The following is a 24,542-nucleotide window of genomic DNA, read 5'->3' as shown; positions in this document are numbered from 1 at the left end:
TAGACTATGAATACCAAGAAATCGTTGTTGGTCACATTCGTTGTGTTATTGGGGCTGGGACTTTCCAGCTTTAAGGATGACGACCGTAACTTTCAGATTGCAAAGAATCTGGATATATTCAATTCAATCTTCAAGGAACTGGATATGTTTTATGTAGATACGATTGATCCTGAGAAGATGATAGAAACCGGAGTGAACGGAATGTTGTCGTTGACCGATCCCTATACTGAATATTATCCCGATGAAGAGGTGGGCAGCCTGAAGGAAATGATAACCGGTAAATATGGAGGTATAGGTGCGGCTATCCGTTATTATAAGGCGAAAGACCGTATAGCTATTGTAGAACCGACCGAAGGTATGCCTGCAGCCGAAGCTGGTGTAAAGGCGGGTGATATTATTCTGTCGGTGGGCGGAAAGGATATGGTGCGCGGTACGATGAAACCTCAGGAATTTTCGTCGAAGGTGAGTGAAGCATTGCGTGGGGAGCCGGGAACTTCCTTCATACTGAAAGTGCTCCGTCCGTTGAAGAATGACAGTACCGTCATGGAATTCAAGATTACACGTAAGAATATCCGAACCAATCCGGTTCCTTATTATGGTATGGTACATGACAGTGTCGGTTATCTGTCGCTTACCGGATTTACCGATAATTGTGCAAAAGACGTAAAGAAGGCTTTTATTGATTTGAAGGAACGGGGTGCCCGGTCGATGATCATTGATTTGCGCGATAATGGAGGTGGTTCTTTGCAGGAAGCGGTCGACATTGTGAATCTGTTTGTCCCGAAAGGGCAGGAGATTGTGGTTACCAAAGGTAAGCTGCGTCAGGCGGCAGGTTCGTACAAGACTGCCAACGAACCGGTTGATACTGAAATCCCGCTGGCTGTCTTGGTAAACGGGGGATCGGCTTCTGCCTCCGAGATTACCAGCGGTTCTTTGCAGGACTTGGACCGTGCCGTAATTGTGGGAACCCGTACCTATGGAAAAGGACTGGTGCAGACTACCCGTCCGTTACCGTATAACGGTACATTGAAAGTCACTACTTCCAAATATTATATTCCCAGTGGACGGTGTATTCAGGCCATTGATTATGCAAAAAAGAACGCCGACGGTTCAGTAGCTAGGATTCCGGACAGTCTGACAACCGTTTTCCATACGGCGGCCGGACGTGAGGTCCGTGACGGAGGAGGTATCCGTCCGGATATTGAGGTGAAAGGCGACAAATTGCCCAATATCCTGTTTTATTTGATGAATGATGATCTTATTTTTGATTATGCTACCCAATATTGTCTGGATCATCCTTCTTTGACCGATATCGATTCGCTGGTAATAACGGATGCCGATTATGCCGGATTCAAGGAACTGGTTAAATCGCGTGATTTCAAATATGACCGTGAAAGTGAAAAGATATTGAAGACACTGAAAGAAGTGGCTGAGTTCGAAGGATATATGGACGGGGCATCAGAGGAATTCAAGGCGTTGGAGAAGAAGCTGAATCATAATCTGGATCGTGACCTGGACTATTTTGCTAAGCCGATCAAGGAACAGCTGGCCGAGGAGATAGCTACCCGTTATTTTTATCAGAAGGGAGCTGTGATGCAGCGCCTGAAAGACGATGATGATTTGAAGAAGGCCATCGAAGTCTTGACAAATCCGGAAAAATATAAACTGATTTTGTCGGCACCTCAAGTAGCCCAGAAATAAAGTAATAGCCCGAAGACGATTGTAACGGATTCTTTATAAAGATTCCACCTGTCGTTTTCGGGCTATGTAATTATTACTGTGTGTAGTGTGATTATTCCATTTCCTTATAATCTCCGTTAGCTTTGATGAGTTTAATCAGTTTTTCAACGGCCTGTTCTTCCGGAATATTCTTTTCTATACATTCTTTTTTCTTGTAGAGACTGATTCTGCCTCTCCCTGCACCTACATATCCGTAGTCGGCATCTGCCATTTCCCCCGGTCCGTTGACGATACACCCCATAATTCCGATTTTCAGGCCTTTCAGGTGTGATGTAGCCGCTTTGATACGGGCTATGGTCGCTTCCAGATCATAAAGGGTCCGTCCACATCCCGGACATGAGATATATTCAGTCTTGGAAGTCCGGATACGTCCGGCTTGCAGGATGCCAAAGGCTGTTTCGTCTACTTTGGTTATGGGTATTTCCTTTTCTGTGTTATAGAGAAGGATACCGTCACAAAATCCGTCAAAGATTAATGCACCCATATCGGCTGCCGATTTGATTTGTAGATTCTCCAGTTCCTTTTCTTGATAGAACTGAAAGAAAACCAGGGGATTTTCCAACCCTTGGTTCATCAGCTGATGAGCGATTCCCCTGAATTCACCCAATCGGTTCGGATGGTTGCTCTGTGCTATGATAACTACTTCAGGATGAAGTTTCAGACAAGCTATGGCTTCGTCGTTCAGGCCCATGTAAGGGATGAAAAGGAATTTCAACGGGGCGTTGCAATGGTGAAGCTCCACAAGCTGTTGATAATTGAATGCCGGATAGGTACCTTCTAAGCCGTTCCAGCGGTTGGCGTCAACAATATAGCCGATATCTTGACGACGGTTTTCTGGCAGATTCTGTCCACAATAAATATAGTCAGGCCGGAACTGTTCGTTGACTTCGGTCTGGCCTTCCAGACGTGGTGAAATGACAATAGGAAGATTGCCGCCACCTACATTGTTTACGGCTCGGGTCTTGCGGCGGCTTGGATTGGTATAGCTGAAATCGGGAGCTGCCATACCGGGAATATAAGGATGGTCCTTGCGTCTGGATATATAGTCTACCAGTTTACGGGCTACCGGTATTTCGGCTTCAGGGGCTTCACTTAACGATACACGGATTGTATCGCCCAAACCGTCTTCCAACAAGGCGCCGATGCCCAATGCCGATTTGATACGGCCGTCTTCACCGTCGCCGGCTTCGGTTACACCCAGGTGTAACGGAAAGGCCATACCTTCTTTTTCCATCTGTTCGACCAGCAACCGTACGGTCTTGACCATGACAACGGTATTCGATGCTTTGATGGAGATGACTACATCTGTGAAATGTTCGTCTACACAGATCCGTAAAAATTCCATGCATGATTCCACCATTCCTTCCGGAGTATCGCCATAGCGGGACATGATACGGTCGGACAGAGAACCATGGTTTACCCCGATGCGGATAGCGGTATGGTTTTCCTTGCAGATATTCAGGAAAGGGACAAAACGGTTACGTATCTTCTGGATTTCCTGGGCATATTCTTCATCGGTATATTCCAGTTTCTTGAAAGTACGGGCGGCATCGACGTAATTCCCTGGGTTGATACGTACCTTTTCAGCATAGAGGGCAGCCACTTCCGCTACTTTCGGGTTGAAGTGCACATCGGCAATCAACGGGGTATTATATCCTTGTGACCGGAGGCTGATGTTGATGTTTTTCAGGTTTTCGGCTTCACGGACGCCTTGGGTAGTCAGGCGTACATATTCACCTCCCGCTTCAATGATACGCTTGGCCTGTTCTACACAAGCTTCGGTATCCATTGTGACGGTATTGGTCATGCTCTGTATACGGATAGGATTAGCGCCACCCATAGGAGTGGCGCCAACGTATACCTCATTTGCCTCTCGGCGTGAATAGTTGAAGTAATCCATTAATTTAATTTGTCTTGTAAGCGTATTTGACTTCTTTCAGTTCTTCGTTTGCTTTGACGATCTTATTTTTCAGCCCTTCTTTATAGGCTGCAAATTTCTTGGCAAGTTCCGTATCGGCTAATGCCAATATCTGGACAGCCAGAATTGCTGCATTCATGGCTCCGTTAATGGCAACGGTTGCAACCGGGATACCGGGAGGCATCTGGATGATGGAATAAAGAGCGTCAACTCCGTCGAGGACCGAACCTTTTACAGGGACCCCAATGACAGGAAGTGTCGTATTGGCTGCGATGACCCCTGGTAATGCTGCTGCCATGCCAGCCGCTGCAATGATGACCTTAATACCACGTCCGGCAGCCTCTTTTGCGAATTTTTCTACTTCGGCCGGAGTACGGTGTGCCGAAAGGGCATTCATCTCAAACGGGACTTGCATTTCGTCAAGCAATTTGGCTGCCTTTTCCATAACTGGAAGGTCGGAGGTGCTGCCCATGATGATACTTACAGTTGGTTTCATGCTCTTTCCAATATTTACTCGTTAATGATCTGTTTGTATGCTTCGGCATCCAGTAATTCATCCATTTCGGCTGTGTCGGTTGGCTTGATTCGGATCAGCCATCCTTTTCCGTAAGGATCCTGGTTTACAAGTTCGGGATGTTCTTCCAGATCCGGATTGATTTCCAGAACCTGGCCTCCGATAGGCATAAACAGGTCAGAAACTGTCTTTACAACTTCAATGGTGCCGAATGTCTCACCTTTTTCAAGTGTTTCTCCTTCTGTTGTGATGTCAACGAAAACAATGTCACCTAATTGATCTTGTGCGTAGTCTGTAATACCTACATATGCTTCTTCTCCTTCCAGACGAATCCATTCATGTTCGTTCGTATACTTTACATTAGTTGGGTAATTCATAAATCTTACTTTTTTAAGAGGTTAATATATAGATTCAAATAAACAAAATTCCTATGATTCCACAAAACAATCCGACAAAAAAACCTCCCGTCACTTCATTCAGTGTGTGTTGACGGAGGATAATCCGTGCCGAACCTAACATTCCCGCCAGCAGGATAAACAGGCAAAGCCACCAAGTAGGGTTGAACTGGAAGATAAGGCTGAAAGACAATGATCCACCAATAATCATGCCGCAACTTGCCATATGGGTGCTGATTTTCCATTTTATGTTGATAATGGTACAGATTACCATACAGAGCAAGGACGCAATGATAATTCCTCCCATATAGCGGGGAAGATGGATGCGGTACATCGTCAGCAGGCATCCTATATAGCTTAGGATGGTCAGTCCATAAGGAATAAACCGTTTCTCTCTATAAGAAAGTTCATGCAAGGTCCATCCGTTTACCTTATGTAACAGATAGATTCCTATCATGGGGAGTAGTACTGTAAAGCAATACACCATGAGCAGTACCCTGAGCTTATAGCCAAGCGGCAGAATACGGAGATAAGAGAAAAAGAACAGGATCAGGAACGCGACAATAGGGGCCATGAAGGGAGTGAATATGGCCGAGATGATCCGTGAGGCCATATACAACGGATCTTGTGGGGCTTGTTGTGCCTTAGGCTCCGGTTCATGGTAGGTCAGCTGGTCGGGTATGTTTGTCTCTTCCATTTTTATATTATCTTCTTAATCTTGCTACAGGTATATTGAGCTGCTGGCGATATTTGGCAACCGTCCGTCGGGCTATCGGATAACCTTTTGACTTCAGAATATCGGCCAGTTCATCGTCGGTATAAGGTTTTTCCTTATTCTCGTTGGTTACACACTCTTTCAGGATGCGTTTGATTTCACGTACAGAAAGTTCTTCACCTGTTTCGGTCGTGTATCCATCGCTGAAGAAGAATTTTAAGGAGTAGATCCCGTAATTGGTCTGTACGTATTTGCTGTTGCTTACCCGTGATACGGTAGATATGTCCAGGTGGGCTCTTTCCGCAACGTCTTTCAGGATCATGGGACGGAGAAGGGATTCGTCGCCTTCCTGGAAGAACGGCCGTTGAAGATCTATAATGGCCTGCATGGTATTCAGTAAGGTCTGCTGGCGTTGTTTTACCGCATTGATGAAACCTTGTGCCGCATCAACCTTCTGCTTCAGAAACATCAGGGCATCTTTTGATTCCTTGCTTTGGTTGGCCTTGTTGCGTGTATGTTCTTCAAGCATGTCCGTAAATTCACGGCTAAGGCGGAGTTCCGGGATATTCTTGTTGTTCAGGCTCAGGTTGATACTTCCGTCTTCTTCTGTCTCGACAATGAAGTCGGGAATGATCTGCTGGAAGTTCTTGCCTATAGCTTCGCCCATCGAGCTTCCCGGACGTGGATTTAGCTTGACCAGTTCGGCTACAGCCTTGTTATATTGTTCTTCAGTGATGTTCAGCTTCTGCAGTATCTTTTCCTTGTTTTTCTTGGTGAAATCGTCACAACATTTGCTGATGATATCATATTCTATCTGTTTAAGCGGAGAATCTTCTTTACGCCGGATCTGTAATAACAGACACTCCTGCAGGTTGCGTGCACCGATTCCCGCCGGGTCGAAATCCTGGATAATCGATAAGACATGTTCCAGTTTTTCTGGAGTCGTCGATATCCCTTGGTATATGGCCAGTTCATCAATCAGCGTGTCCATACTTTTGCGCAGGAGTCCGTCGTCATCCAGAGATCCTATCAGATACTCTCCCAATTGCTTCTCTTCCGGTGTCAGATTCTGCATGTCGAGCTGCTCTTTCAGCGTTTCATAAAATGAAATGCTGTCAGAAAACGGTATTTCTTCCGGCTTATCGTCCTGTGAACGGTTGTTTTCCTGCAACTTATAGTCGGGTATATCATCTTCCGAACGGTAATCACCTAACGATAGGTCTTCATTATTATAGTCGGCATTGTCTTCTTCTCCACTTCCTTCCTCATAGTTGTCTTCATGTTCAGATTCTTCTGCCGGCTCTTTCCCTTCTTCCAGTGCAGGATTGTCAAGTAACTCGGAATGGATGCGTTCTTCCAGTTCCACAGTCGGTAACTCCAGCAGTTTCACTACCAGAATCTGTTGTGGTGATAACGTCTGGACTTGCTGTTGGCTCTGTGTTTGTACTTGACGTGAATTGATTGCCATATGATATTTTAGTTTTTGTTATCGCAAAAATAATGAAATTAGGCACGGAATGGATATCTTTTGCCGAATTTATTTATCTGCCGGTTCCAATAAGTCTTCTATAACGGCTGAATCAGTATTCGAAACTGCTTCCTCCCAGAAATTCGCGCAATAAAGATGTAGGAGGAATTTCATTGGCCGGGACAGATACGAAATAGGCCAGGAACCGGAGCAGCCTGTGCGCTTCCGAGTAGGCGGGATTGCTGTTCGGTACTTTCCTCAGTATCGGTTCTACGTAGTCTTTGAGGACGGCCAGTTCGAAAAGCAGGGCCGAGTTGAACATGGCGTCGGCGTTTTCCTGATAAGGGAAGATCCATTTGTCTTCTCCAGCCCGCACACTTTCCCAGCGCAGGATCGTGTCTTCGGCCGAATAGTTGCGGTATTTGTAGTCGCGGATAATGCGGCGGAGCAGGCGGTTGTCGGTTGTCGGTATATAATTATGGTTGTCCAGAAGTATGGTGGTCAGTGCCGATACATAGATCTTGTATTTATTGACTGCCGGGATGTTGGGCGTGAGGGCCGGATTCAGCGCATGGATACCTTCCAGTATCAGGATCATGTTGTCACCGATACGCAGCTTTTTCCCGCTGGCCTCCCGTTTGCCTGTCGTAAAGTTGAATCGTGGCAGTTCTATTTCTTCTCCGGCCAACAAGGCTTTCAGTTGCGATTCGAAGAAAGGGATATCCAGTGCGTAGAGTGATTCAAAGTCATGGTTACCGTTTTCGTCTATCGGAGTGTCTTCCCGGTTTACGAAATAGTCGTCCAATGAGATCGGATACGGGCGTATTCCATTGGTCATCAGCTGAATACTCAGCCTTTTGCTGAACGTGGTTTTTCCGGAAGACGACGGTCCGGCTATCAATACCAGCTTTACTCGTTCTCCGTTCAGGTTCCGGCTTGCTATTTCATCGGCTATGCGGGCGATTTTCTTTTCCTGCAGTGCTTCCGATACTTTGATCAGATCTGTAGCATGGCCTTCATTGCAGGCTATATTGAAATCACCTACGGTTGCAATGCCCATGATCTTGTTCCACCGGTGATATTCCTGAAAGACGTCGAGCATCTTTTCCTGTTTGACTACATCTTCTATTTTTGTAGGGTTCTGACGGTTGGGAATACGGAGCAGCAGTCCGTCGTAGTATTTCACGATATCGAAAGTGCGTATGTAGCCTGTGCTGGGGGCCAGACTTCCGTAATAGCTGTCAATAGTATCCCCCAGTTTGTTATAATAGGAGTAGAGTTGTCCTGAAGTTTCCAGAAGCCGGGCCTTGTCTTCCATTCCCTGGCGGCGGAAGAGCTCTACGGCCTTGGTAGTATGACATTCAATCCGTTCGTACGGGATGTCGGCATCGATAATTTCCTGCATTTTCCTTTTGATCCGGCTCACATCGTCCAGTGTAGTTTCTCTGCCGATATTCAGGTTGCAGAAATATCCTTTGGATACAGGGTGTTCCAGCGATATGCTTCCTTTAGGATAAAGCTCTTCTACAGCCTTGACCAGGATAAAGCAGAGAGAGCGGACATAGGTGCGCATGCCCGAAGCACTGGTGATATCCAGAAATTCGACATCTTTGTTGTAATATACGTTATAGTTCAGTCCTTCAACCTTGTTGTTGACTTTGGCACTGATCGGTCCATAGGGCATATCTAATTCGAAACCTTTGTAAATGTCTAAAAGAGTGCTCCCCCCGGGAAATTCTTTTGTAGAATTGGTATTTTTGCAATATATTTGTAGCATAAATGTAATATGTGTTACTAACGGATGTTTGGGCAGTTAAATTACTCAATAAACAGTAAAAAGCCCATCTTCGATTTAATTAATTATAAATGGAATATACTTTTTATGATTTTTTAGCGCTGCTCGGTTCGCTTGCGCTATTCCTTTATGGAATGAAAATCATGAGTGAGGGCTTGCAGAAGTTTGCGGGAGACCGGCTTCGTAGTATTCTCACGGCAATGACTACAAACCGGGTGACGGGAGTCTTGACGGGTATGCTGATAACCGCTCTTATCCAGTCTTCCTCGGCCACAACGGTGATGGTTGTCAGTTTTGTCAATGCAGGTCTCTTGACATTGTCCCAGTCTATCGGTGTAATTATGGGTGCCAATATCGGAACAACCGTAACCGCATGGATTATCTCTGCTCTCGGCTTTAAGGTCGATATTTCCGCTTTCTCACTGCCTCTTCTGGCCATCGGAATTCCACTTCTATTCTCTAAAAAAAGTACACGAAAGTCTGTCGGTGAATTCATTTTCGGCTTCGCATTCCTGTTTATGGGGTTGAACCTGCTGAAGACGAATGCTCCCGATCTGAGCCAGAATCCGGATATGCTGGCTTTTGTGCAGAACTATACCGGTATGGGATTCTTTTCTGTCATACTTTTTGTCTTGATTGGTACGGTACTGACCATGATTGTACAGGCTTCGGCTGCGACGATGGCCATTACATTGATTATGTGTGCCAACGGGTGGATCAGTTATGAACTGGGTGCTGCGTTGGTACTCGGTGAGAATATCGGTACTACCATTACGGCCAATCTGGCCGCCTTGACAGCCAATACGCAGGCACGGCGGGCTGCAATGGCGCATCTGATGTTCAACGTGTTCGGCGTAATATGGGTATTGATCCTGTTCAAGCCTTTCCTTTCTATGGTAGGCTGGTTCGTTACCGATGTCATGAAAGTGAGCGAAGCCGACGGGGTTGCCGTATCATTCAAGCTCTCAGCGTTCCATACCTGCTTTAATGTATGTAATGTATTGATCCTGATATGGTTTGTCAAACTGATAGAAAAGACTGTATGTAAAATCATCCCGCAAAAAGAGCAGGAAGAAGAGTATCGCCTGCAGTTCATTACCGGCGGTATGCTTTCTACGGCAGAGTTGTCTATTCTACAGGCCCGGAAGGAAATCAATCTGTTCGGAGAAAGGATTCAGCGTATGTTCCGTATGGTGAATGATCTGCTTCATACTGATAATGAGGCCGATTTCAACAAACTGTTCAGCCGGATCGAAAAATATGAGACTATCAGTGACAATATGGAGGTCGAGATCGCCAATTACCTGAATCAGGTATCCGAAGGGCGGTTAAGTTCTGAAAGTAAGCTACAGATCCGTGGAATGCTTCGTGAAGTGACGGAAATAGAAAGTATCGGTGACAGTTGCTATAATCTGGCCCGTACCATTAACCATAAGCATAGAGGGACTGTGGATTTTACGGAGAAGCAGTATGCACATATTCATCAGATGTTTAATCTGACTGACAGGGCCTTGACGCAGATGATTGAGCTGGTTGAAGATGTACATCATACGGTCGATGTGAACAAGTCGTTTAATATCGAGAATGAAATCAACAATTACCGGACACAGCTGAAGGAACAGAATGTGATTGATGTGAACGACAAAAAATACAGCTATCAGATGGGGGTTTATTATATGGACATTATAGCCGAATGTGAGAAACTTGGCGATTATGTGGTAAATGTAGTAGAGGCTCATTCGGATGTGAAGGAAAAGAAGCCTTGATCCGTTTCCCGTCTTGCGGGAGGGAAATGATTCCAGGATTTTCTAAAGGATATGAAAAAAGGTATTGTCTTTACAGGATCTGATCCGCAGACAATACCTTTTTGTTTTGAGGTGAGAATATAGTTTCTTACCTCTTTTTATAATGTTCCGTATTATTTTTCGATGCTTAACAGCTCAACTTCAAAAATCAAAGTAGAGAACGGTTTGATCTGACCGGCTTCACGTGAACCGTAACCTAATTCAGCTGGAATGTACAGTTCCCATTTTGAACCTACAGGCATCATGGTCAATGCTTCTGTCCATCCTTTGATCACTTGGTTGGCACGGAATGTAGTAGGTTCTTTACGGTCGTAAGAACTGTCGAACTGAGTTCCGTCAATCAAAGTTCCTTTATAGTGTACCTTTACTCTTGAAGTATCGGCAGGAATTTCACCTTTACCTTCAGTGATGATCTTATACTGCAGACCGCTTGGAGTAACCTTTACACCTTCTTTGCTCTTGTTCTGTGCCAGGAAGTCTTCGTTCTTCTTGATATAGTCGGCATATTTCTGCTTCATTGAGTTTTCTTTGATGACTTCGGCTCTGGCGCGTACGTACATACTTGCTGAATCAGCTGATACGATGCTCTTTTCCTGTACAGCTGCAATAAAACCAGCCAAGAAGTTTTCCTTATTCAGGCTCTGCAGGCTGTCGCCGTTGAACAGCTGGTTGTTGATGGCTTCGAACATATCACCGCTGATCTGTTGTCCGATCTGCATACCGGCCATATAAGCCTTTTCTTTTGCATCAGTTTCTTTCACACCTTGTTCAAGACCTTTTACGAAATCGGCCATATAGGCTGAGTCAACTCCCAGACGGCCCATTACATATTCTTTCAAACCTTGTGTGTTACTTACCCCCATCATGTATGAAAGTGAGTCAATGTCACTCTTCATGTTTGCTTTGGGGCCTTGAGCAGTACATGATGCCAAGCCTGCTGCGGCTGCAAACATCATTAAAACAGTACTTTTTTTCATTTGCTTCAGTTAAAATTTTATAGAATGATAATTTTTACGTCTTTAAAAAGAAGTTTTTCCCGTCTGTTACAGCACTTCGATGAGCTCTACTTCAAAAATCAGCGTGCTGTGGGGTGGAATCAGTTCGCCTGCTCCTTGGGCTCCGTAGGCAAGCTCTGACGGAATGTAGAGTTTCCATTTGGCGCCTTCCGACATCAGCTGCAAGGCTTCTACCCATCCTTTGATTACCTGGTTTACACCGAATACTGCAGGTTCACCGCGCTTGATGGAGCTGTCGAACAATGTTCCGTCAATCAAGGTCCCTTCGTAGTGGCAGCGTACACGGTCGGTTGCTTTCGGTTTCTTGCCGTTACCTTCTTTGATGACTTCGTACTGCAGTCCGCTAGGTAAGGTTACTATTTTCGGGTTCTTCTTGTTTTCTTCCAGGAATGCTTTTCCTTTGGCTATATTTTCAGCGTTGATCTTTTCTTCCAGCTCTGTGAAATATTTGTTTACTATTTCGCGGGCTTCTGTGTGGGTGATAGCTGTCTTGTTTCCCTCTAATACGTCTTTGATAGCCTGTGCAAAATCGTTTACATCGATGTTGCGTGCGCCCATGCTAAGCAGGTTCTGGCCTATGCCCAGGCCGATGGCGTAACTGAATTTATCCATATAGTTGTCTTAAATTAAAAAATGATTGTCAATTTCAATTTCGCAAAGGTATCTTTTTTCTTTGAATATGAACTTCTTTAGGCGATTAAAAATTCTTATTTTTGTGTCATCTAACTAAAAAGAAAGGATTTGGATATGAAAAAGCTAGTAGTGCTTACAGGCGCGGGCATGAGTGCCGAGAGTGGGATCAGTACATTCCGTGATTCGGGCGGCCTATGGGACCGTTATCCGGTGGAACAGGTGGCGACGCCTGAGGGGTATGCGGCAAATCCGAAGCTGGTCATTGATTTCTATAACCAGCGGCGCAGGGAATTGCTGGCGGCCAAACCGAACAGAGGTCATGAGCTGCTTGCCGGGATGGAAAAGTATTTCGATGTAAGGATTGTGACCCAGAATGTGGATAATCTGCATGAACGTGCCGGCAGCCATCATGTGATTCATCTGCATGGAGAACTGATGAAAGTGACGTCCAGCCGGAATCCGAACGATCCGCGTTGCATCAGGGAACTGTCGGCCGGTAATTGTGAGGTAAAGATCGGCGACAAGGCGGCCGACGGGTCGCAGCTCCGTCCGTTTATCGTATGGTTCGGCGAGCCTGTTCCTATGATTGAGACTGCCATAGAAATAGTAGAACAGGCCGATATTTTTGTAATCATCGGGACATCCTTGAATGTGTATCCGGCAGCCGGACTCCTTAATTATGTACCGGAGCATGTACCTGTTTACCTTATTGATCCTAAGGAAGTGACCATTGCCTCGGGCCGGAAAGTCCATGTAATACAGAAAGGAGCTTCTGCTGGAATGGAAGAATTGAAAAAATTGTTATTAAATGATAGGGAGTGAACATATTTTCCCTATATTTGTTTTCTGTAATTGAAACAAACTTAGTAACACTAAAAATTAAATTGCAACGAAATTATGAAAAAGTACATTTGCACTGTCTGTGATTGGGTTTATGATCCAGAAGTAGGTGATCCTGAAGGTGGAATCGCTCCAGGTACAGCTTTTGAGGATATTCCGGAAGATTGGGTTTGCCCGGTTTGTGGTGTTGGAAAAGAAGATTTCCAGCCTGTAGAAGAATAATTCTCAGTACATATAAGGAGTAGAAGGGAGGTCTGCTGTCATGCAGGTCTCCCTTATTTTGTATGATTCCTGGATTTTGACCGGACATCCATCTTTATTTTTTAGTATCTTCTTCTGTCGTAGATATTATAAATTTATGTACCTTTAACTGCGGAAACACGGTGCCAGGTGTCTAAATGTTATAATCCAATGTTGAAGTCCTTTCTTTAAGTTCTTCATTCGGTCACCGGACGTTTCCCTTATTTCTGAACTATGTGAGAACAAACCTGTATGTTAAACTTTATATTACCATTAAACTATGATGAAAAAAGGATTTTTATTTTTATCCTTCGGGTTGCTGGCTGCGTCTGTATATGCGCAGAATCCGATTGTGCAGACACATTACACGGCCGATCCGGCACCGATGGCATATAACGGTACGCTGTATCTTTATACCAGTCATGATGAAGATGCTTCTACGTGGTTTGTCATGAACGACTGGAAGCTGTATACTACGACCGATATGGTTAACTGGACCGATCATGGAGCAGTGCTTTCGTATAAGACCTTCAGTTGGGCCAAGGGTGATGCCTGGGCCATGCAATGCGTGGAGCGTGACGGGAAATTCTATGCATACGTTCCTGTAACGATGCGACAAGGAGGTGGGGCCATCGGTGTGGCTGTGTCAGACAGCCCGTACGGACCTTTCTATGATGCGTTGGGCAAGCCGTTGGTAAGCAGCGGAAAGGGTGATATTGATCCTACTGTAATGATTGACGATGACGGTCAGGCTTATCTGTATTGGGGTAACCCGTTCTGTTACTATGTGAAGCTGAATGAGGACATGATTTCGTATTCGGGCGACATTGTCCGTGTCCCGATGACCGTAGAATCTTTCGGTAAACGGGAAGGGAATGTTGCCGAACGTCCTACATTGTATGAGGAAGGGCCTTGGCTGTATAGGCACAATGACTGGTATTACTTGCTTTGGGCGGGAGGGCCTATTCCCGAACACCTGGGATATTCGATGAGCAAGAGTCCTGTGGGCCCGTGGAAATATGGCGGTACGCTGATGCCTACCGAGGGCGGCAGCTTTACCAACCATCCGGGTATTGTAGACTATAAAGGGTCCACGTACTTGTTTTATCACAACGGTGCACTGCCGGGTGGCAGCGGTTTTACCCGTTCCGTTTGTGTACAGAAAGCCGAATTCAATAAAGACGGAACACTGGTGCCTATGAAGATGACGGCAGGGATAGAAAAAGGTCTTGAGACCTTGAATCCGTACCGGAAGACAGAGGCCGAGACCATGGCTTTTTCGGAAGGAATGAAAGCTGGTCAGAACAAGGAAGTGGGCGTATTTGTCAACGCCATGAAAGACGGAGCCTATATAAAGGTAAGAGATGTTGATTTCCGTGCGAAGGGTGCGTCAAAGTTTATGGCCCGGTTAGGGACTACGCACAACGGAGGTGTTACGATGGAAGTCCGTCTGGATAATCCGCAAGGCAATCTGCTGGCTACTGTAGATGTTCCTATGACAGGAGGTGATGACCGTTGGGCGCTGGTTTCTTCAGACATAGCTGGGGTGAGCGGTGTGCACGACCTGTATTTCGTATGTAAAGGCAATAAACCCGGTCGTTTGATGTATTTTGACTATTGGATGTTTCAGGCGCAGAAATAAATATCCGAAGTCGGGATATAAAAAACAAAGGCTGAAGTCATTGACTTCAGCCTTTGTTTTTTATAGAGAACTCCTTATTTCTGTTCTTTGTGCTGTTGAGGCTTGTGCTCACGTTTCGGACGGTTGTTTCCGTTACCTTCAGGCATTCCTTCCGGTTTCGGAGTCAGTACCTTGTGCGAAAGTTTGAACTTGCCTGTCTTCGGGTCAATATCCAACAGCTTGACTTCGATTTCGTCACCTTCCTTCAGTCCGGCTTCTTCGATTGTCTCCAGACGTTTCCAGTCGATTTCAGAAATGTGCAGCAAACCGTCTTTGCCCGGGAGGAATTCAACGAATGCGCCGTAAGGCATGATTGAGCGTACCTTACCCATGTAGACTTCACCTACTTCCGGAACGGCTACGATACCTTTGATGAGACGCATGGCGTCATCGATGGATTTTTTGTTGTTGCCGGAAATTTCGATGCGGCCCACTCCGTCAATTTCCTCGATGGTGATGGTTGCACCGGTCTCTTCCTGCATGCCCTGGATAATCTTACCGCCCGGGCCGATTACGGCACCGATAAATTCCTTAGGAATAGTCATGGTCTCGATACGTGGAGCGTGAGGTTTCAGTTCAGGACGAGGTTCGGCAATACATTCGGTAAGTTTGCCCAGAATGTATTCACGTCCCTGTTTTGCCTGTAACAGCGCCTTTTCAAGGATGTCGTATGTCAGGCCGTCACACTTGATATCCATCTGGGTGGCGGTGATACCGTTCTTTGTTCCTGTTACCTTGAAGTCCATATCGCCCAGGTGGTCTTCGTCGCCCAGAATATCAGACAATACAGCGTATTTCTCTTCGCCCGGATTCTTGATCAATCCCATTGCAATACCAGATACCGGATTCTTGATAGGTACACCTGCATCCATCAATGCCAGTGTACCGGCACATACCGTAGCCATTGAAGAGGAACCGTTTGATTCCAGAATATCGGAAACCACACGTATGCAGTAAGGGTAATCGGCAGGGATCTGTCCCTTCAACGCACGCCATGCCAGATGGCCGTGACCGATTTCACGACGGCCTACACCGCGCTGTGCCTTGGCTTCACCTGTAGAGAACGGAGGGAAGTTGTAGTGTAGCAGGAAGCGTTCCTTATGCTGGTCGAGTACGTCGTCTACAATCTTTTCATCGAGTTTGGTACCCAATGTGACTGTACTCAGTGACTGTGTTTCACCACGGGTGAAGATAGAAGAACCGTGAGGACCTGGCAGCGGACTTACTTCACACCAGATCGGACGGATCTCGGTGGTAGTACGGCCGTCCAGACGTTTGCCTTCGTCAAGGATGCAACGGCGCATAGCCTCTTTTTCCACGTCATGGTAGTAACGGTCAATCATCGGACCTTTTTCTTCCAGTTCTTCTTCGGTGAACTGTGCCTTGAATTCGTCACAGATGGCAGTGAAGGCGTCTTCGCGTTCGTGCTTGTTCTTGTTACCCGACTGAGCGATGGCATATGCCTTGTCGTAGCAGGCATCGTGTACAGCCTTGCGGAGGTCTTCGTCATTTTCTTCGTGACAGTATTCACGTTTCTGTGTAGAACCGACTTCTTCCATCAGTTCCATCTGTGCCTTGCAATGAACCTTGATGGCTTCGTGCGCACATTTCATTGCTTCCAGCAAATCCTGTTCGCTCACTTCGTTCATCTCACCTTCTACCATCATGATGTTTTCGTAGGTAGCGGCTACCATCAAGTCCATATCAGCGCGTTTCAGTTCTTCGAAAGTCGGATCGATTACGAATTTACCGTCGATACGTGCTACACGTACTTCAGAAATCGGTCCGCCGAACGGTATATCTGATACAGCCAAAGCTGCTGAAGCTGCCAAACCAGCCAATGCATCGGGCATGTCTACGCCGTCTGCCGAGAAAAGAATAATGTTTACGTAAACTTCTGCATGGAAATTGTCCGGGAATAACGGACGGAGAGCGCGGTCAACCAGACGGCAGGTCAGGATTTCATAGTCAGAAGCTTTGCCTTCACGTTTGGTAAAGCCACCCGGGAAACGTCCGAATGCCGAATATTTCTCTTTATACTCTACCTGCAGAGGCATAAAATCAGTACCGGGAACTGCATCTTTTGCTGCACAAACAGTAGCCAGCAACATGGTATTACCCATGCGTAGCATTACAGCACCATCTGCCTGTTTTGCTAGCTTTCCCGTTTCGAGGGTGATGGTTCTTCCATCGCCTAACTCGATCGTCTTAACAATAGGATTGATCATAAAATTTGGATTAAATAATTTTCATCTTAAAAATTCGTGCCAAAGGTACAAATATATTTGGACTAATCGGGTGAAAATGAGAGAAAAGTTTCTATAAAATGTGGTTTTGTTACAATCCGGAAGACTGTGCTTCGGAAAGATTCCGGATAACGGTGCCGGGCCATACCTTGCTGTATGATTCTTTACAGAAGGAATAATTATCTTATCACTAGGGTGAAAAGAACTCATCACATAGGTGATAAGATATTATCACTGGAGTGAAAAGATTTTATCACTTGGGTGATAAGATGATTTTCCCGACGTCGACATACATATGGCTGCCGGTATCCTGCCTTCCGTCATGTAGAAAGTTTTTTCTTTTCTTTCAATAACTTACCTTAAAAACTTTGTGAAGTCATGAAAAGCCGTATCTTTGCATCACAAAATTAAGTTAATATTAATCTAGCAATGAAAAGAAATGCTTATATCGCCGCAGCGCTGTTGTTGACAGGCTTTACTGCCTGCAACAACGAGCCTGCTTTTAAAGTGCAAGGTTCCGTGACCGATGCTGCTGACAAGATGCTCTATTTTGAACAGACCGGACTGGAAGGTATCGTTGCCCTGGATTCTGCCAAGCTTGATGATGGAGGTTCCTTCAAGTTCTCGGGAACCCGTCCTGAATCTCCTGAATTCTACCGTCTCCGGATTGAAGATAAAGTCATCAATTTTTCTGTCGATTCAACGGAAACAGTCAGTGTAAAGGCCGATTTCAATAATTTCGCTACGGATTACCAGATTGAAGGTTCCGAAAACAATACGAAAATCAAGGAACTGGTTGGACTGCAGGCTGCCCTTCAGGAAAAGGTGAACGAAGTGGCCAAGGCTGGAATGCCTATCGGAATTGCTCGTGACAGTATTGCTGTGCTGGTAGATGCCTATAAAAACAATGTAAAGCGTAATTATATCTACAAAGAGCCGAATAAGGCTTATGCCTATTTTGCTTTGTTTCAGGAACTGAACGGTTATATGATTTTCGATCCGTTGAACAGCAAGGATGACGTGAAGTGTTTTGCTGCTGTAGCTACCAGCCTGACCAACATGTATCCGCATGCCGACCGTTCGCGTAACCTATATAATATGGTAATCAAAGGTATGAAGAATACCCGTACTCCTGAAGTGAAACCTTTGGAAATACCTGCCGACAAGATTCAGGAAACGTCTATCATCGATATTCCTTTGAAGGATATTGACGGAAATACCCGTCACCTGACAGACTTGAAGGGAAAGGTGGTTCTGATAGACTTTACCGTTTACGGCGATGCACAGTCGGGAGCACGTAACCTGCTTTTGCGTGAGCTGTATGACAAGTATGCGCCGCAAGGTCTGGAAATCTATCAGATTTCGTTCGATACTGACGAGCACTATTGGAAGACGGCGGCCGACAATCTGCCGTGGATCTGTGTCCGCGATCCTCAAGGACCTTATTCCACTTATGTCCGCCTTTATGGTGTACAGCAGTTGCCTACTTCGTTCCTGGTGAACCGTAACAACGAGCTGACGCAGCGTCTGGATGAAAAGGTTGATGTGGAAGCGGCAATTAAGAATTTATTATAACATGTTGAAAAGCATGTAAAATAGTTGGCTAAGGTACTTGTGGTTATCATAAAAAAGGCTACCTTTGCCATAAATCATATGAAGGAAGGGTTCCGGCATATCTTGATGTGCCGGGATTCTTTTTTGTTTTATAGGAAAGAGAATAAATAAAATTTAATTTAATAACGAATATTTTAAGGAGGAATCATTATGGCTTATATGTCAGAAGAGGGCTACCAGAAACTGGTTGCCGAATTAAAGCGCCTGGAATCGGTAGAGCGTCCGAGAATTGTGGCCGCCATTGCGGAGGCACGTGATAAGGGTGACTTGTCGGAAAATGCCGAATACGATGCGGCGAAGGAAGCTCAAGGGCTGTTGGAAATGAAGATTAACCAGTTGAAGGCTACTATCGGTGATGCCAAGATTATCGATACATCCAAGTTGAAGGCCGATACTGTGCAGATTCTGTCACGTGTAGAACTGAAGAATGTGAAGAATGGAATGAAGATGGCCTATACCATCGTATCGGAAACTGAAGCGAACCTGAAGGAAGGCAAGATTTCCGTAAACACCCCGATTGCCCAGGGTCTGTTGGGCAAGAAGGTGGGTGACGTGGCCGAAATCACTATCCCGCAAGGTAAAATCAGTCTGGAAATTACAGGAATATCATTTTAACCGTCAGGCAGGCCGGCTTTTGTGCCGGTCTGCCTTCTTAATTTATAAATTATGGCAACAATATTCAGTAAAATTATTGCAGGAGAAATCCCTAGCTACAAGGTGGCTGAGGATGACAAGTTTTATGCATTCCTGGATATCAATCCGCTGGTGAAGGGGCATACGTTGGTGGTCCCGAAACGTGAAGTGGACTATATCTATGACTTGAGCGATGAAGAGCTGGCCGCCATGCATGTGTTTGCCAAACATGTGGCACTGGCTATCCAGAAGGTTTTTCCGTGCCGTAAAGTGGGTGAAGCCGTAATCGGTCTGGAAGTACCTCATGCGCATATCCATCTGATTCCGATGCAGAAGGAGTCGGATATGTTGTTTTCGAATCCGAAGCTGGAACTGACTAGTGAAGAATTCAAGTCTATAGCTGAAGCTATCAATAAAGCCTGGGAAGGTAAGGCATAATCAGATAACTCCTTGTTTGATATAAAGTGAAAAGTCATCCTGAAAAGGATGACTTTTTTTATGCCTTTTGGTTGTAAAATAGTTATCTTTAGGCTGTTAATTTTAAAACGTGACACAATGAAAAAATGGGTCGTCTTGTGGTTGTGTATGCTGTCGGGAGTCCTTTCAGTCTGGGGGCAGACGTATCGGGTGGAAGGTACGGTTATAGATAAGGTAAGCCGCCAGCCTCTGGAATATGTGAATGTCCTGGTGGTAGGACTGGCTGTGGGGGCATCGACCGATTCCGATGGGCACTTTGTCATAGAACAGGTACCTCCCGGAATCTATCGGTTGCAGGCTTCTATGTTGGGGTATAAGACTGTATTCACACCAGAATACAGGGTAAACCACCGGACACCTCATATTCAGATTGAAATGGAAGAGGAAGACGCTCAACTTGCAGGTATAACGGTTACGGCTACTCCTTTCCCGAGGGTGACGGAAAGCCCGGTAAGCCTGCGGGTTATCGGCATGCAGGAAATTGAAAAGGTGCCCGGTGCTAACCGGGACATTTCAAGAGTGGTCCAGAACTACCCGGGAGTCGCCTTTTCACCGGTCGGCTATCGGAACGACCTGATAGTGCGGGGCGGCGGTCCTTCCGAGAACCGTTTTTATCTGGATGGTGTCGAAATTCCGAACATTAACCACTTCAGTACACAAGGCGCTTCGGGCGGTCCTGTAGGACTGATTGATGCCGATCTTATCCGCAGTGTGAATTTCTATAGCGGGGCGTTTCCGGCCAGTAAAGGGAATGCCTTGAGCTCCATCCTCGATTTCCGCCTTCGCGACGGAGATATGGAGGAGAATTCGGTGAAGGCAACTTTAGGGGCGTCGGAAGTCTCGTTGAGCTCTAACGGACATTTGGGCGACCGGACATCGTATATAGTGTCTGTACGGCAGTCGTACCTGCAGATGTTGTTCAAGATTTTGGGGCTGCCTTTCCTGCCGGCCTATACCGATGCTTCGTTCAAGATAAAGACTCGGTTCGATGCGCATAATGAACTGACGCTGCTTGGCCTGGGGGGAATAGACCGGATGAAGTTGAATTTCGATATTGACGGGGAAGACAGTGAATACCTGCTGAGCTACCTCCCTACTATAAACCAGGAGACCTTTACGGTAGGTGGGGTATACCGGCATTATGCGGGGAAACATGTACAGTCGGTTACGTTGAGCCACAGTTATCTGAACAACCGTAACATCAAGTATAAGGATAATGATGAAAGTTCTCCCGACAACCTGACCTTGAACCTGCGGTCTGTAGAACAGGAAACAAAATTGCGCATGGAAAATACTTCGTCTTGGGCAAACTGGAAACTGAATGCCGGTATCGAACTGGGTTTCTCGCAGTATACCAACCGTACTTACCAGAAACTTTTCATAAGATGAATGTCCGCAAATATCCAATTAGTAAATTCGATGTTTAAACTCAGCTCTATAAGTGCAAGCACAGAGTTCCAACCTCTCAAAGAGCCTAAAACCGAAATACCTTCGGTTGAACTTGTAGCAGAATTCGTTAAGGTAGAGTTGCAGGAATTCCGCCTTTATGTCATGGTAGGTGTCAAGGATGCTCCTCTTGGCGTTGCTGATGGCGATATGTACCCAAGGTAGAACCTTTCCGACTTTTTTCTTGTCATCCATGACAACGGCCTTGTGGGAAGCCACTGCCCCGTCCTTTTCAAGGGATGCGTATGTGCTGGAACCGTCCGTAGTGGCATTTGCCTTCCCGTCTGTCGCCTGTTTTATCCTGGGAGTTTCGGTGGAAGCCTTCAAATCGTCTATTACCTCCATCTTTATGTGTCCCACGATTTTAGGGGTACTCCGCTTCTTATCGGAAGGAGTGTCCGGGAAACTGCTTTCAGCCATGACAAGGACGGATGTCTTGCGCTGGCTTCCACGTCCACGTTTGAGCGGGCAGTTTTTCTGAGCCTCAGGCGTCTCGGTGGAGAAGAACCCTTCGTCTATCTCCACATCTCCATGAAGATTATAGCGTGCGTCACGCTTGCCCATCACGTCACGAAGCTTGTGCACCATTTCCCATACGGGCTGGTAACGCTTGCGCCCCAGTTGGCGTTGGATTTCCTTGGAGGATATGGCACGTCTGGTCGCCGTCAGAAGGTACATGGCGGCGAACCAGTCGCGGATGGGCAGGTTGCTTCCCTGCATCACAGTACCGGAACGCAAGGTCATCTCATGCTTACAGTCCATGCAGGTCCAAGAACGGTGGCTCGGATTCCAACTCAAACGCAAACCGCCGCAGCGGCTACAGAAAAGACCGTGGCGTTCACGGAAACGACGGAGAGCCTCCTCGCAGGAGCTTTCGTCAGGATATTGACGGTAGAAGTCAAGCAGATTCATTGTGTTTCCTTTCAATTGTTTTACAGGGAGTGCCTGCAAATTCTGTTCCTATGCCTGCATTGGCATCTCATAGCCTGTTTAAACTTTGCTAATTTGGACGTTTGCGGACATTCATTTTTCATAAAGGATCCCCGGGTTTTGGAATACCGTACAGCTATGGGTCTCTGGCGTTACGGGTTGTATGCATCCATGGACTATGAATCGCCCGATGAAGGATTTACCGCATCTTTGGGAGTACGTACGGACGGGAATGACTTCAATGATGAAATGAAGGAGCTCTGGCGTCAGTTGTCGCCCCGTATGTCGGTGTCATGGCGGATTGCCGACGGATGGTTTCTGAGCGGTAACATGGGACTTTATTATCAGTTGCCTGCCTATACTGCTTTAGGCTTTAAGGATACAGATGGTAATTATGTAAACCGGGATCTGCGTTATATTTCCGTTTCGCAGGAAAGTGTAGGGCTGGCATGGCGTCCCGGTGAAAATATGGAACTTACTCTGGAAGGTTTCTATAAGTATTATGACCACATGCCGTTGTCGGTCAATGATGGAATCCCTTTGTCCTGTAAGGGGAATGACTACGGAGTGATCGGTAATGAGCGGCTGGTATCCGGTGCAGAAGGCCGTTCCTACGGACTGGAATTGATGTTCAGGTGGCTATTGCGGCAAAAGCTGAATCTGTCTTCCTCGCTAACCCTCTTCAAGAGTGAGTTCAGAAAAGAAGGCGAAAGTGCTTATGTGCCGTCCGCCTGGGACAACCGTTTTATCTGGAATGCTTCGGGTACCTATAATTTCCCGAAAAACTGGAGTGCCGGACTGAGGGTGAGCTGCATAGGAGGGTCGCCTTATACGCCATACGATCTCGATAAATCTTCATTGGTGGAGGCCTGGGATGCGCAGGGAAAGGCCTATTTCGATTACAGCCGTTACAATACGGAGCGGTTATCGGCCTATGCGAGGGTAGACGTGCGTGTAGACAAGGTCTTCTATTGGAAGAAATGCATGTTCGGCATCTATCTGGATATCCAGAACATTACGGGCAGCAAATTGAAACAGCAGGACGTGTGGATGAGTACCGGGGTGATAGAGAATCCTTCGGCTCCGTTGTCGGAACAGCGTTATGTGATGAAGTCGATCGGTCAGGAAAGCGGCACTTTGCTGCCGACGTTAGGCATTACTTTCGAATATTGACAGAAACGCATTTACCGATGGCCGTATATTGGTAGGTTGCCGGTAAATGCGTCTGATTTCATATATAGCTATAATATAGTCGGAAATTTGTTTTATGAATATTTTTCGCCGAATTCCATTTCCACATCATTTACAAACTTGCGGATGGCATTCTGATCGTCTTTTTTACAGATAAGGAGAGCCTTGTCGTGTGCGGCGACCAGATATCCGTCCAGATCCTGTATGACGGCTATTTTCCCTTCGGGTATGATGATAACATTGTTTTTGCAGTTTTCAAGAATGGTATTGCTGTGTATAATTACGTTCCGGTTTTTGTCTTTCGGGGAAGCCTCATAGAGCGCTTTCCATGTTCCCAGGTCCGCCCATCCGAAATTACAGATTTCCACATATACGTTATCCGCCTTTTCCATAATGCTGTAGTCGATGGAGATATTCGGACAGGAAGAGAAGTCCGGATGGTCACATTCAAAACGGGGACATACGTCGGGCATCAGTGTATGGAAGGCTTTCTGTATGGCTTGTACGTTCCATATGAATATCCCGGAGTTCCAGTAGAATTCATTGCTCTGTACGAATATTTCGGCAAACTCCAGAGCCGGTTTTTCGATGAATGTCTTTACTTTATGGAAATCCTCTTCTTTTTCGTCGTCTATCTGGATGTATCCATATCCGGTCTCGGGCCGGTTGGGTTTGATGCCTAAGGTAATCAGTTTATCGTTTCTTGAAGCGAACTCAAGTCCTTTCAGTATATCGTGTTTGAATTCTTCGTATTTCAGGATAAGCTGGTCGCATGGAGTGATGACAATGGTTGCGTCAGGGTTTATTTCCTGGATGATATGTGTAGCGTATGCAATGGCAGGAGCCGTGTTCCTTCTTTCGTTTTCGACGATGAGATGACTTTCGTCTGTTTCCGGAATCTGTTGCAGTACGATATCTTTATAGTCGGAGTGTGTAGAAATGAAGATGTTTTCGGGTGGAACAATATACTTGTATCTGTCAAAAGTCTGCTCGAGAAGCGTCTGTCCTGTTCCGAGAAAATCGAGGAATTGTTTGGGAAGCGCTTTCCTGCTGTAAGGCCAGAACCGTTTTCCCATTCCTCCAGCCATAATGATACAATAATAGTTGTTGTTCATGGTGTTGGGATAACTTTAAAGTTTGCGCTAATATAGCCTTTATTTTCAAAAATGCCTCTTAAAGCCCTTTAAATAGTGTTAGATGAAATTTTTTCCTGTTTTTTTGTGTAAAATGCTTGCGGATTCAAAA

19 protein-coding genes and 2 pseudogenes are annotated in these 24,542 nt (G+C 45.9%); 10 read left to right on the top strand and 11 right to left on the bottom strand.

Annotated features, from left to right (window positions below; translation table 11 throughout):
* The first annotated feature begins 6 nt into the window (after nucleotides 1–6).
* The gene (locus tag BQ7489_RS11885) at nucleotides 7–1,701 is read left to right on the top strand and encodes a S41 family peptidase (protein ID WP_072531178.1); all 1,695 of its coding nucleotides are present in this window, start codon (nucleotides 7–9) and stop codon (nucleotides 1,699–1,701) included.
* Nucleotides 1,702–1,792: 91 nt separating this feature from the next.
* On the opposite strand, the gene BQ7489_RS11880 is transcribed toward BQ7489_RS11885, so the two are convergent.
* The 6 genes from BQ7489_RS11880 to BQ7489_RS11855 all read right to left on the bottom strand — a co-directional run bounded on the left by BQ7489_RS11880 (nucleotide 1,793) and on the right by BQ7489_RS11855 (nucleotide 8,536).
* Nucleotides 1,793–3,640, bottom strand: coding sequence for a 4-hydroxy-3-methylbut-2-en-1-yl diphosphate synthase (locus tag BQ7489_RS11880; RefSeq protein WP_072531177.1), 1,848 nt, complete (start codon nucleotides 3,638–3,640; stop codon nucleotides 1,793–1,795).
* Nucleotides 3,641–3,644: 4 nt separating this feature from the next.
* Nucleotides 3,645–4,154, bottom strand: coding sequence for a 5-(carboxyamino)imidazole ribonucleotide mutase (gene purE, locus BQ7489_RS11875; RefSeq protein WP_072531176.1), 510 nt, complete (start codon nucleotides 4,152–4,154; stop codon nucleotides 3,645–3,647).
* 14 nt (nucleotides 4,155–4,168) lie between these two features.
* Nucleotides 4,169–4,549, bottom strand: coding sequence for a glycine cleavage system protein GcvH (gene gcvH / locus BQ7489_RS11870; protein WP_072531175.1), 381 nt, complete (start codon nucleotides 4,547–4,549; stop codon nucleotides 4,169–4,171).
* Nucleotides 4,550–4,583: 34 nt separating this feature from the next.
* The gene (locus tag BQ7489_RS11865; RefSeq protein ID WP_072532167.1) at nucleotides 4,584–5,180 is read right to left on the bottom strand and encodes a hypothetical protein; all 597 of its coding nucleotides are present in this window, start codon (nucleotides 5,178–5,180) and stop codon (nucleotides 4,584–4,586) included.
* A gap of 91 nt (nucleotides 5,181–5,271) precedes the next feature.
* Entirely contained in the window at nucleotides 5,272–6,750 is a 1,479-nt protein-coding gene (rpoN, locus tag BQ7489_RS11860) for an RNA polymerase factor sigma-54 (RefSeq protein ID WP_072531174.1), read from the bottom strand.
* 112 nt (nucleotides 6,751–6,862) lie between these two features.
* Nucleotides 6,863–8,536 carry a nucleoside kinase gene (locus BQ7489_RS11855; protein WP_204352772.1) on the bottom strand — a complete coding sequence of 558 codons (1,674 nt, stop codon included), beginning with the start codon at nucleotides 8,534–8,536 and terminating at the stop codon, nucleotides 6,863–6,865.
* Between the two features lie 80 nt (nucleotides 8,537–8,616).
* On the opposite strand from BQ7489_RS11855, the gene BQ7489_RS11850 reads away from it, so the two are divergent.
* Nucleotides 8,617–10,311 (top strand): Na/Pi cotransporter family protein, encoded by a 1,695-nt coding sequence (locus BQ7489_RS11850; RefSeq protein ID WP_072531172.1) that lies wholly within the window; start codon nucleotides 8,617–8,619, stop codon nucleotides 10,309–10,311.
* A 152-nt stretch (nucleotides 10,312–10,463) separates the two neighbouring features.
* Here the strand turns inward: BQ7489_RS11850 and BQ7489_RS11845 are convergent, their stop codons facing one another.
* Both BQ7489_RS11845 and BQ7489_RS11840 read right to left on the bottom strand, forming a co-directional pair.
* Entirely contained in the window at nucleotides 10,464–11,327 is an 864-nt protein-coding gene (locus tag BQ7489_RS11845; protein ID WP_072531171.1) for a BamJ family beta-barrel-assembly machinery protein, read from the bottom strand.
* Nucleotides 11,328–11,393: 66 nt separating this feature from the next.
* Nucleotides 11,394–11,978, bottom strand: a complete 585-nt coding sequence (locus BQ7489_RS11840; protein WP_072531170.1) for a BamJ family beta-barrel-assembly machinery protein — start codon at nucleotides 11,976–11,978, stop codon at nucleotides 11,394–11,396.
* Between the two features lie 135 nt (nucleotides 11,979–12,113).
* Between BQ7489_RS11840 and BQ7489_RS11835 the strand changes: the two genes are divergently transcribed.
* The 3 genes from BQ7489_RS11835 to BQ7489_RS11825 all read left to right on the top strand — a co-directional run bounded on the left by BQ7489_RS11835 (nucleotide 12,114) and on the right by BQ7489_RS11825 (nucleotide 14,721).
* Nucleotides 12,114–12,821: an SIR2 family NAD-dependent protein deacylase gene (locus BQ7489_RS11835; RefSeq protein WP_072531169.1), complete on the top strand. Its 708-nt coding sequence runs from the start codon at nucleotides 12,114–12,116 to the stop codon at nucleotides 12,819–12,821.
* Between the two features lie 75 nt (nucleotides 12,822–12,896).
* On the top strand, nucleotides 12,897–13,061 hold the full coding sequence (gene rd, locus BQ7489_RS11830; RefSeq protein ID WP_007570351.1) for a rubredoxin: 165 nt from the start codon (nucleotides 12,897–12,899) through the stop codon (nucleotides 13,059–13,061).
* Between the two features lie 298 nt (nucleotides 13,062–13,359).
* On the top strand, nucleotides 13,360–14,721 hold the full coding sequence (locus BQ7489_RS11825; RefSeq protein ID WP_072531168.1) for a glycoside hydrolase family 43 protein: 1,362 nt from the start codon (nucleotides 13,360–13,362) through the stop codon (nucleotides 14,719–14,721).
* Nucleotides 14,722–14,795: 74 nt separating this feature from the next.
* Here the strand turns inward: BQ7489_RS11825 and pnp are convergent, their stop codons facing one another.
* Nucleotides 14,796–16,988: a polyribonucleotide nucleotidyltransferase gene (gene pnp / locus BQ7489_RS11820; RefSeq protein WP_072531167.1), complete on the bottom strand. Its 2,193-nt coding sequence runs from the start codon at nucleotides 16,986–16,988 to the stop codon at nucleotides 14,796–14,798.
* A 447-nt stretch (nucleotides 16,989–17,435) separates the two neighbouring features.
* Between pnp and BQ7489_RS11815 the strand changes: the two genes are divergently transcribed.
* From BQ7489_RS11815 to BQ7489_RS11800, 4 genes and pseudogenes are all read left to right on the top strand, one after another.
* Entirely contained in the window at nucleotides 17,436–18,581 is a 1,146-nt protein-coding gene (locus tag BQ7489_RS11815) for a TlpA disulfide reductase family protein (protein ID WP_072531166.1), read from the top strand.
* A gap of 189 nt (nucleotides 18,582–18,770) precedes the next feature.
* Nucleotides 18,771–19,235 carry a transcription elongation factor GreA gene (gene greA, locus BQ7489_RS11810; protein WP_072531165.1) on the top strand — a complete coding sequence of 155 codons (465 nt, stop codon included), beginning with the start codon at nucleotides 18,771–18,773 and terminating at the stop codon, nucleotides 19,233–19,235.
* Nucleotides 19,236–19,286: 51 nt separating this feature from the next.
* Nucleotides 19,287–19,691, top strand: a complete 405-nt coding sequence (locus BQ7489_RS11805) for an HIT family protein (RefSeq protein WP_072531164.1) — start codon at nucleotides 19,287–19,289, stop codon at nucleotides 19,689–19,691.
* Between the two features lie 117 nt (nucleotides 19,692–19,808).
* Nucleotides 19,809–21,110 (top strand): annotated as a pseudogene (locus BQ7489_RS11800) (TonB-dependent receptor); the annotation flags it as partial.
* 27 nt (nucleotides 21,111–21,137) lie between these two features.
* Here the strand turns inward: BQ7489_RS11800 and BQ7489_RS11795 are convergent.
* Complete coding sequence (locus BQ7489_RS11795) at nucleotides 21,138–22,088, bottom strand: IS1595-like element ISPvsp1 family transposase (protein WP_072531163.1); 951 nt, start codon at nucleotides 22,086–22,088, stop codon at nucleotides 21,138–21,140.
* A gap of 117 nt (nucleotides 22,089–22,205) precedes the next feature.
* Here BQ7489_RS11795 and BQ7489_RS11790 point away from each other — a divergent pair.
* Nucleotides 22,206–23,279 (top strand): annotated as a pseudogene (locus BQ7489_RS11790) (TonB-dependent receptor plug domain-containing protein); the annotation flags it as partial.
* 92 nt (nucleotides 23,280–23,371) lie between these two features.
* Here the strand turns inward: BQ7489_RS11790 and BQ7489_RS11785 are convergent.
* Nucleotides 23,372–24,412: a mannose-1-phosphate guanylyltransferase gene (locus BQ7489_RS11785; protein WP_072531162.1), complete on the bottom strand. Its 1,041-nt coding sequence runs from the start codon at nucleotides 24,410–24,412 to the stop codon at nucleotides 23,372–23,374.
* Between the last annotated feature and the right edge of the window lie 130 nt (nucleotides 24,413–24,542).

The organism is Bacteroides ilei (assembly GCF_900128495.1).
Lineage (GTDB): Bacteria > Bacteroidota > Bacteroidia > Bacteroidales > Bacteroidaceae > Phocaeicola > Phocaeicola ilei.
Note: the sequence above shows the minus strand (reverse complement) of the source record. Positions and strands in the feature narration are given on the sequence as shown.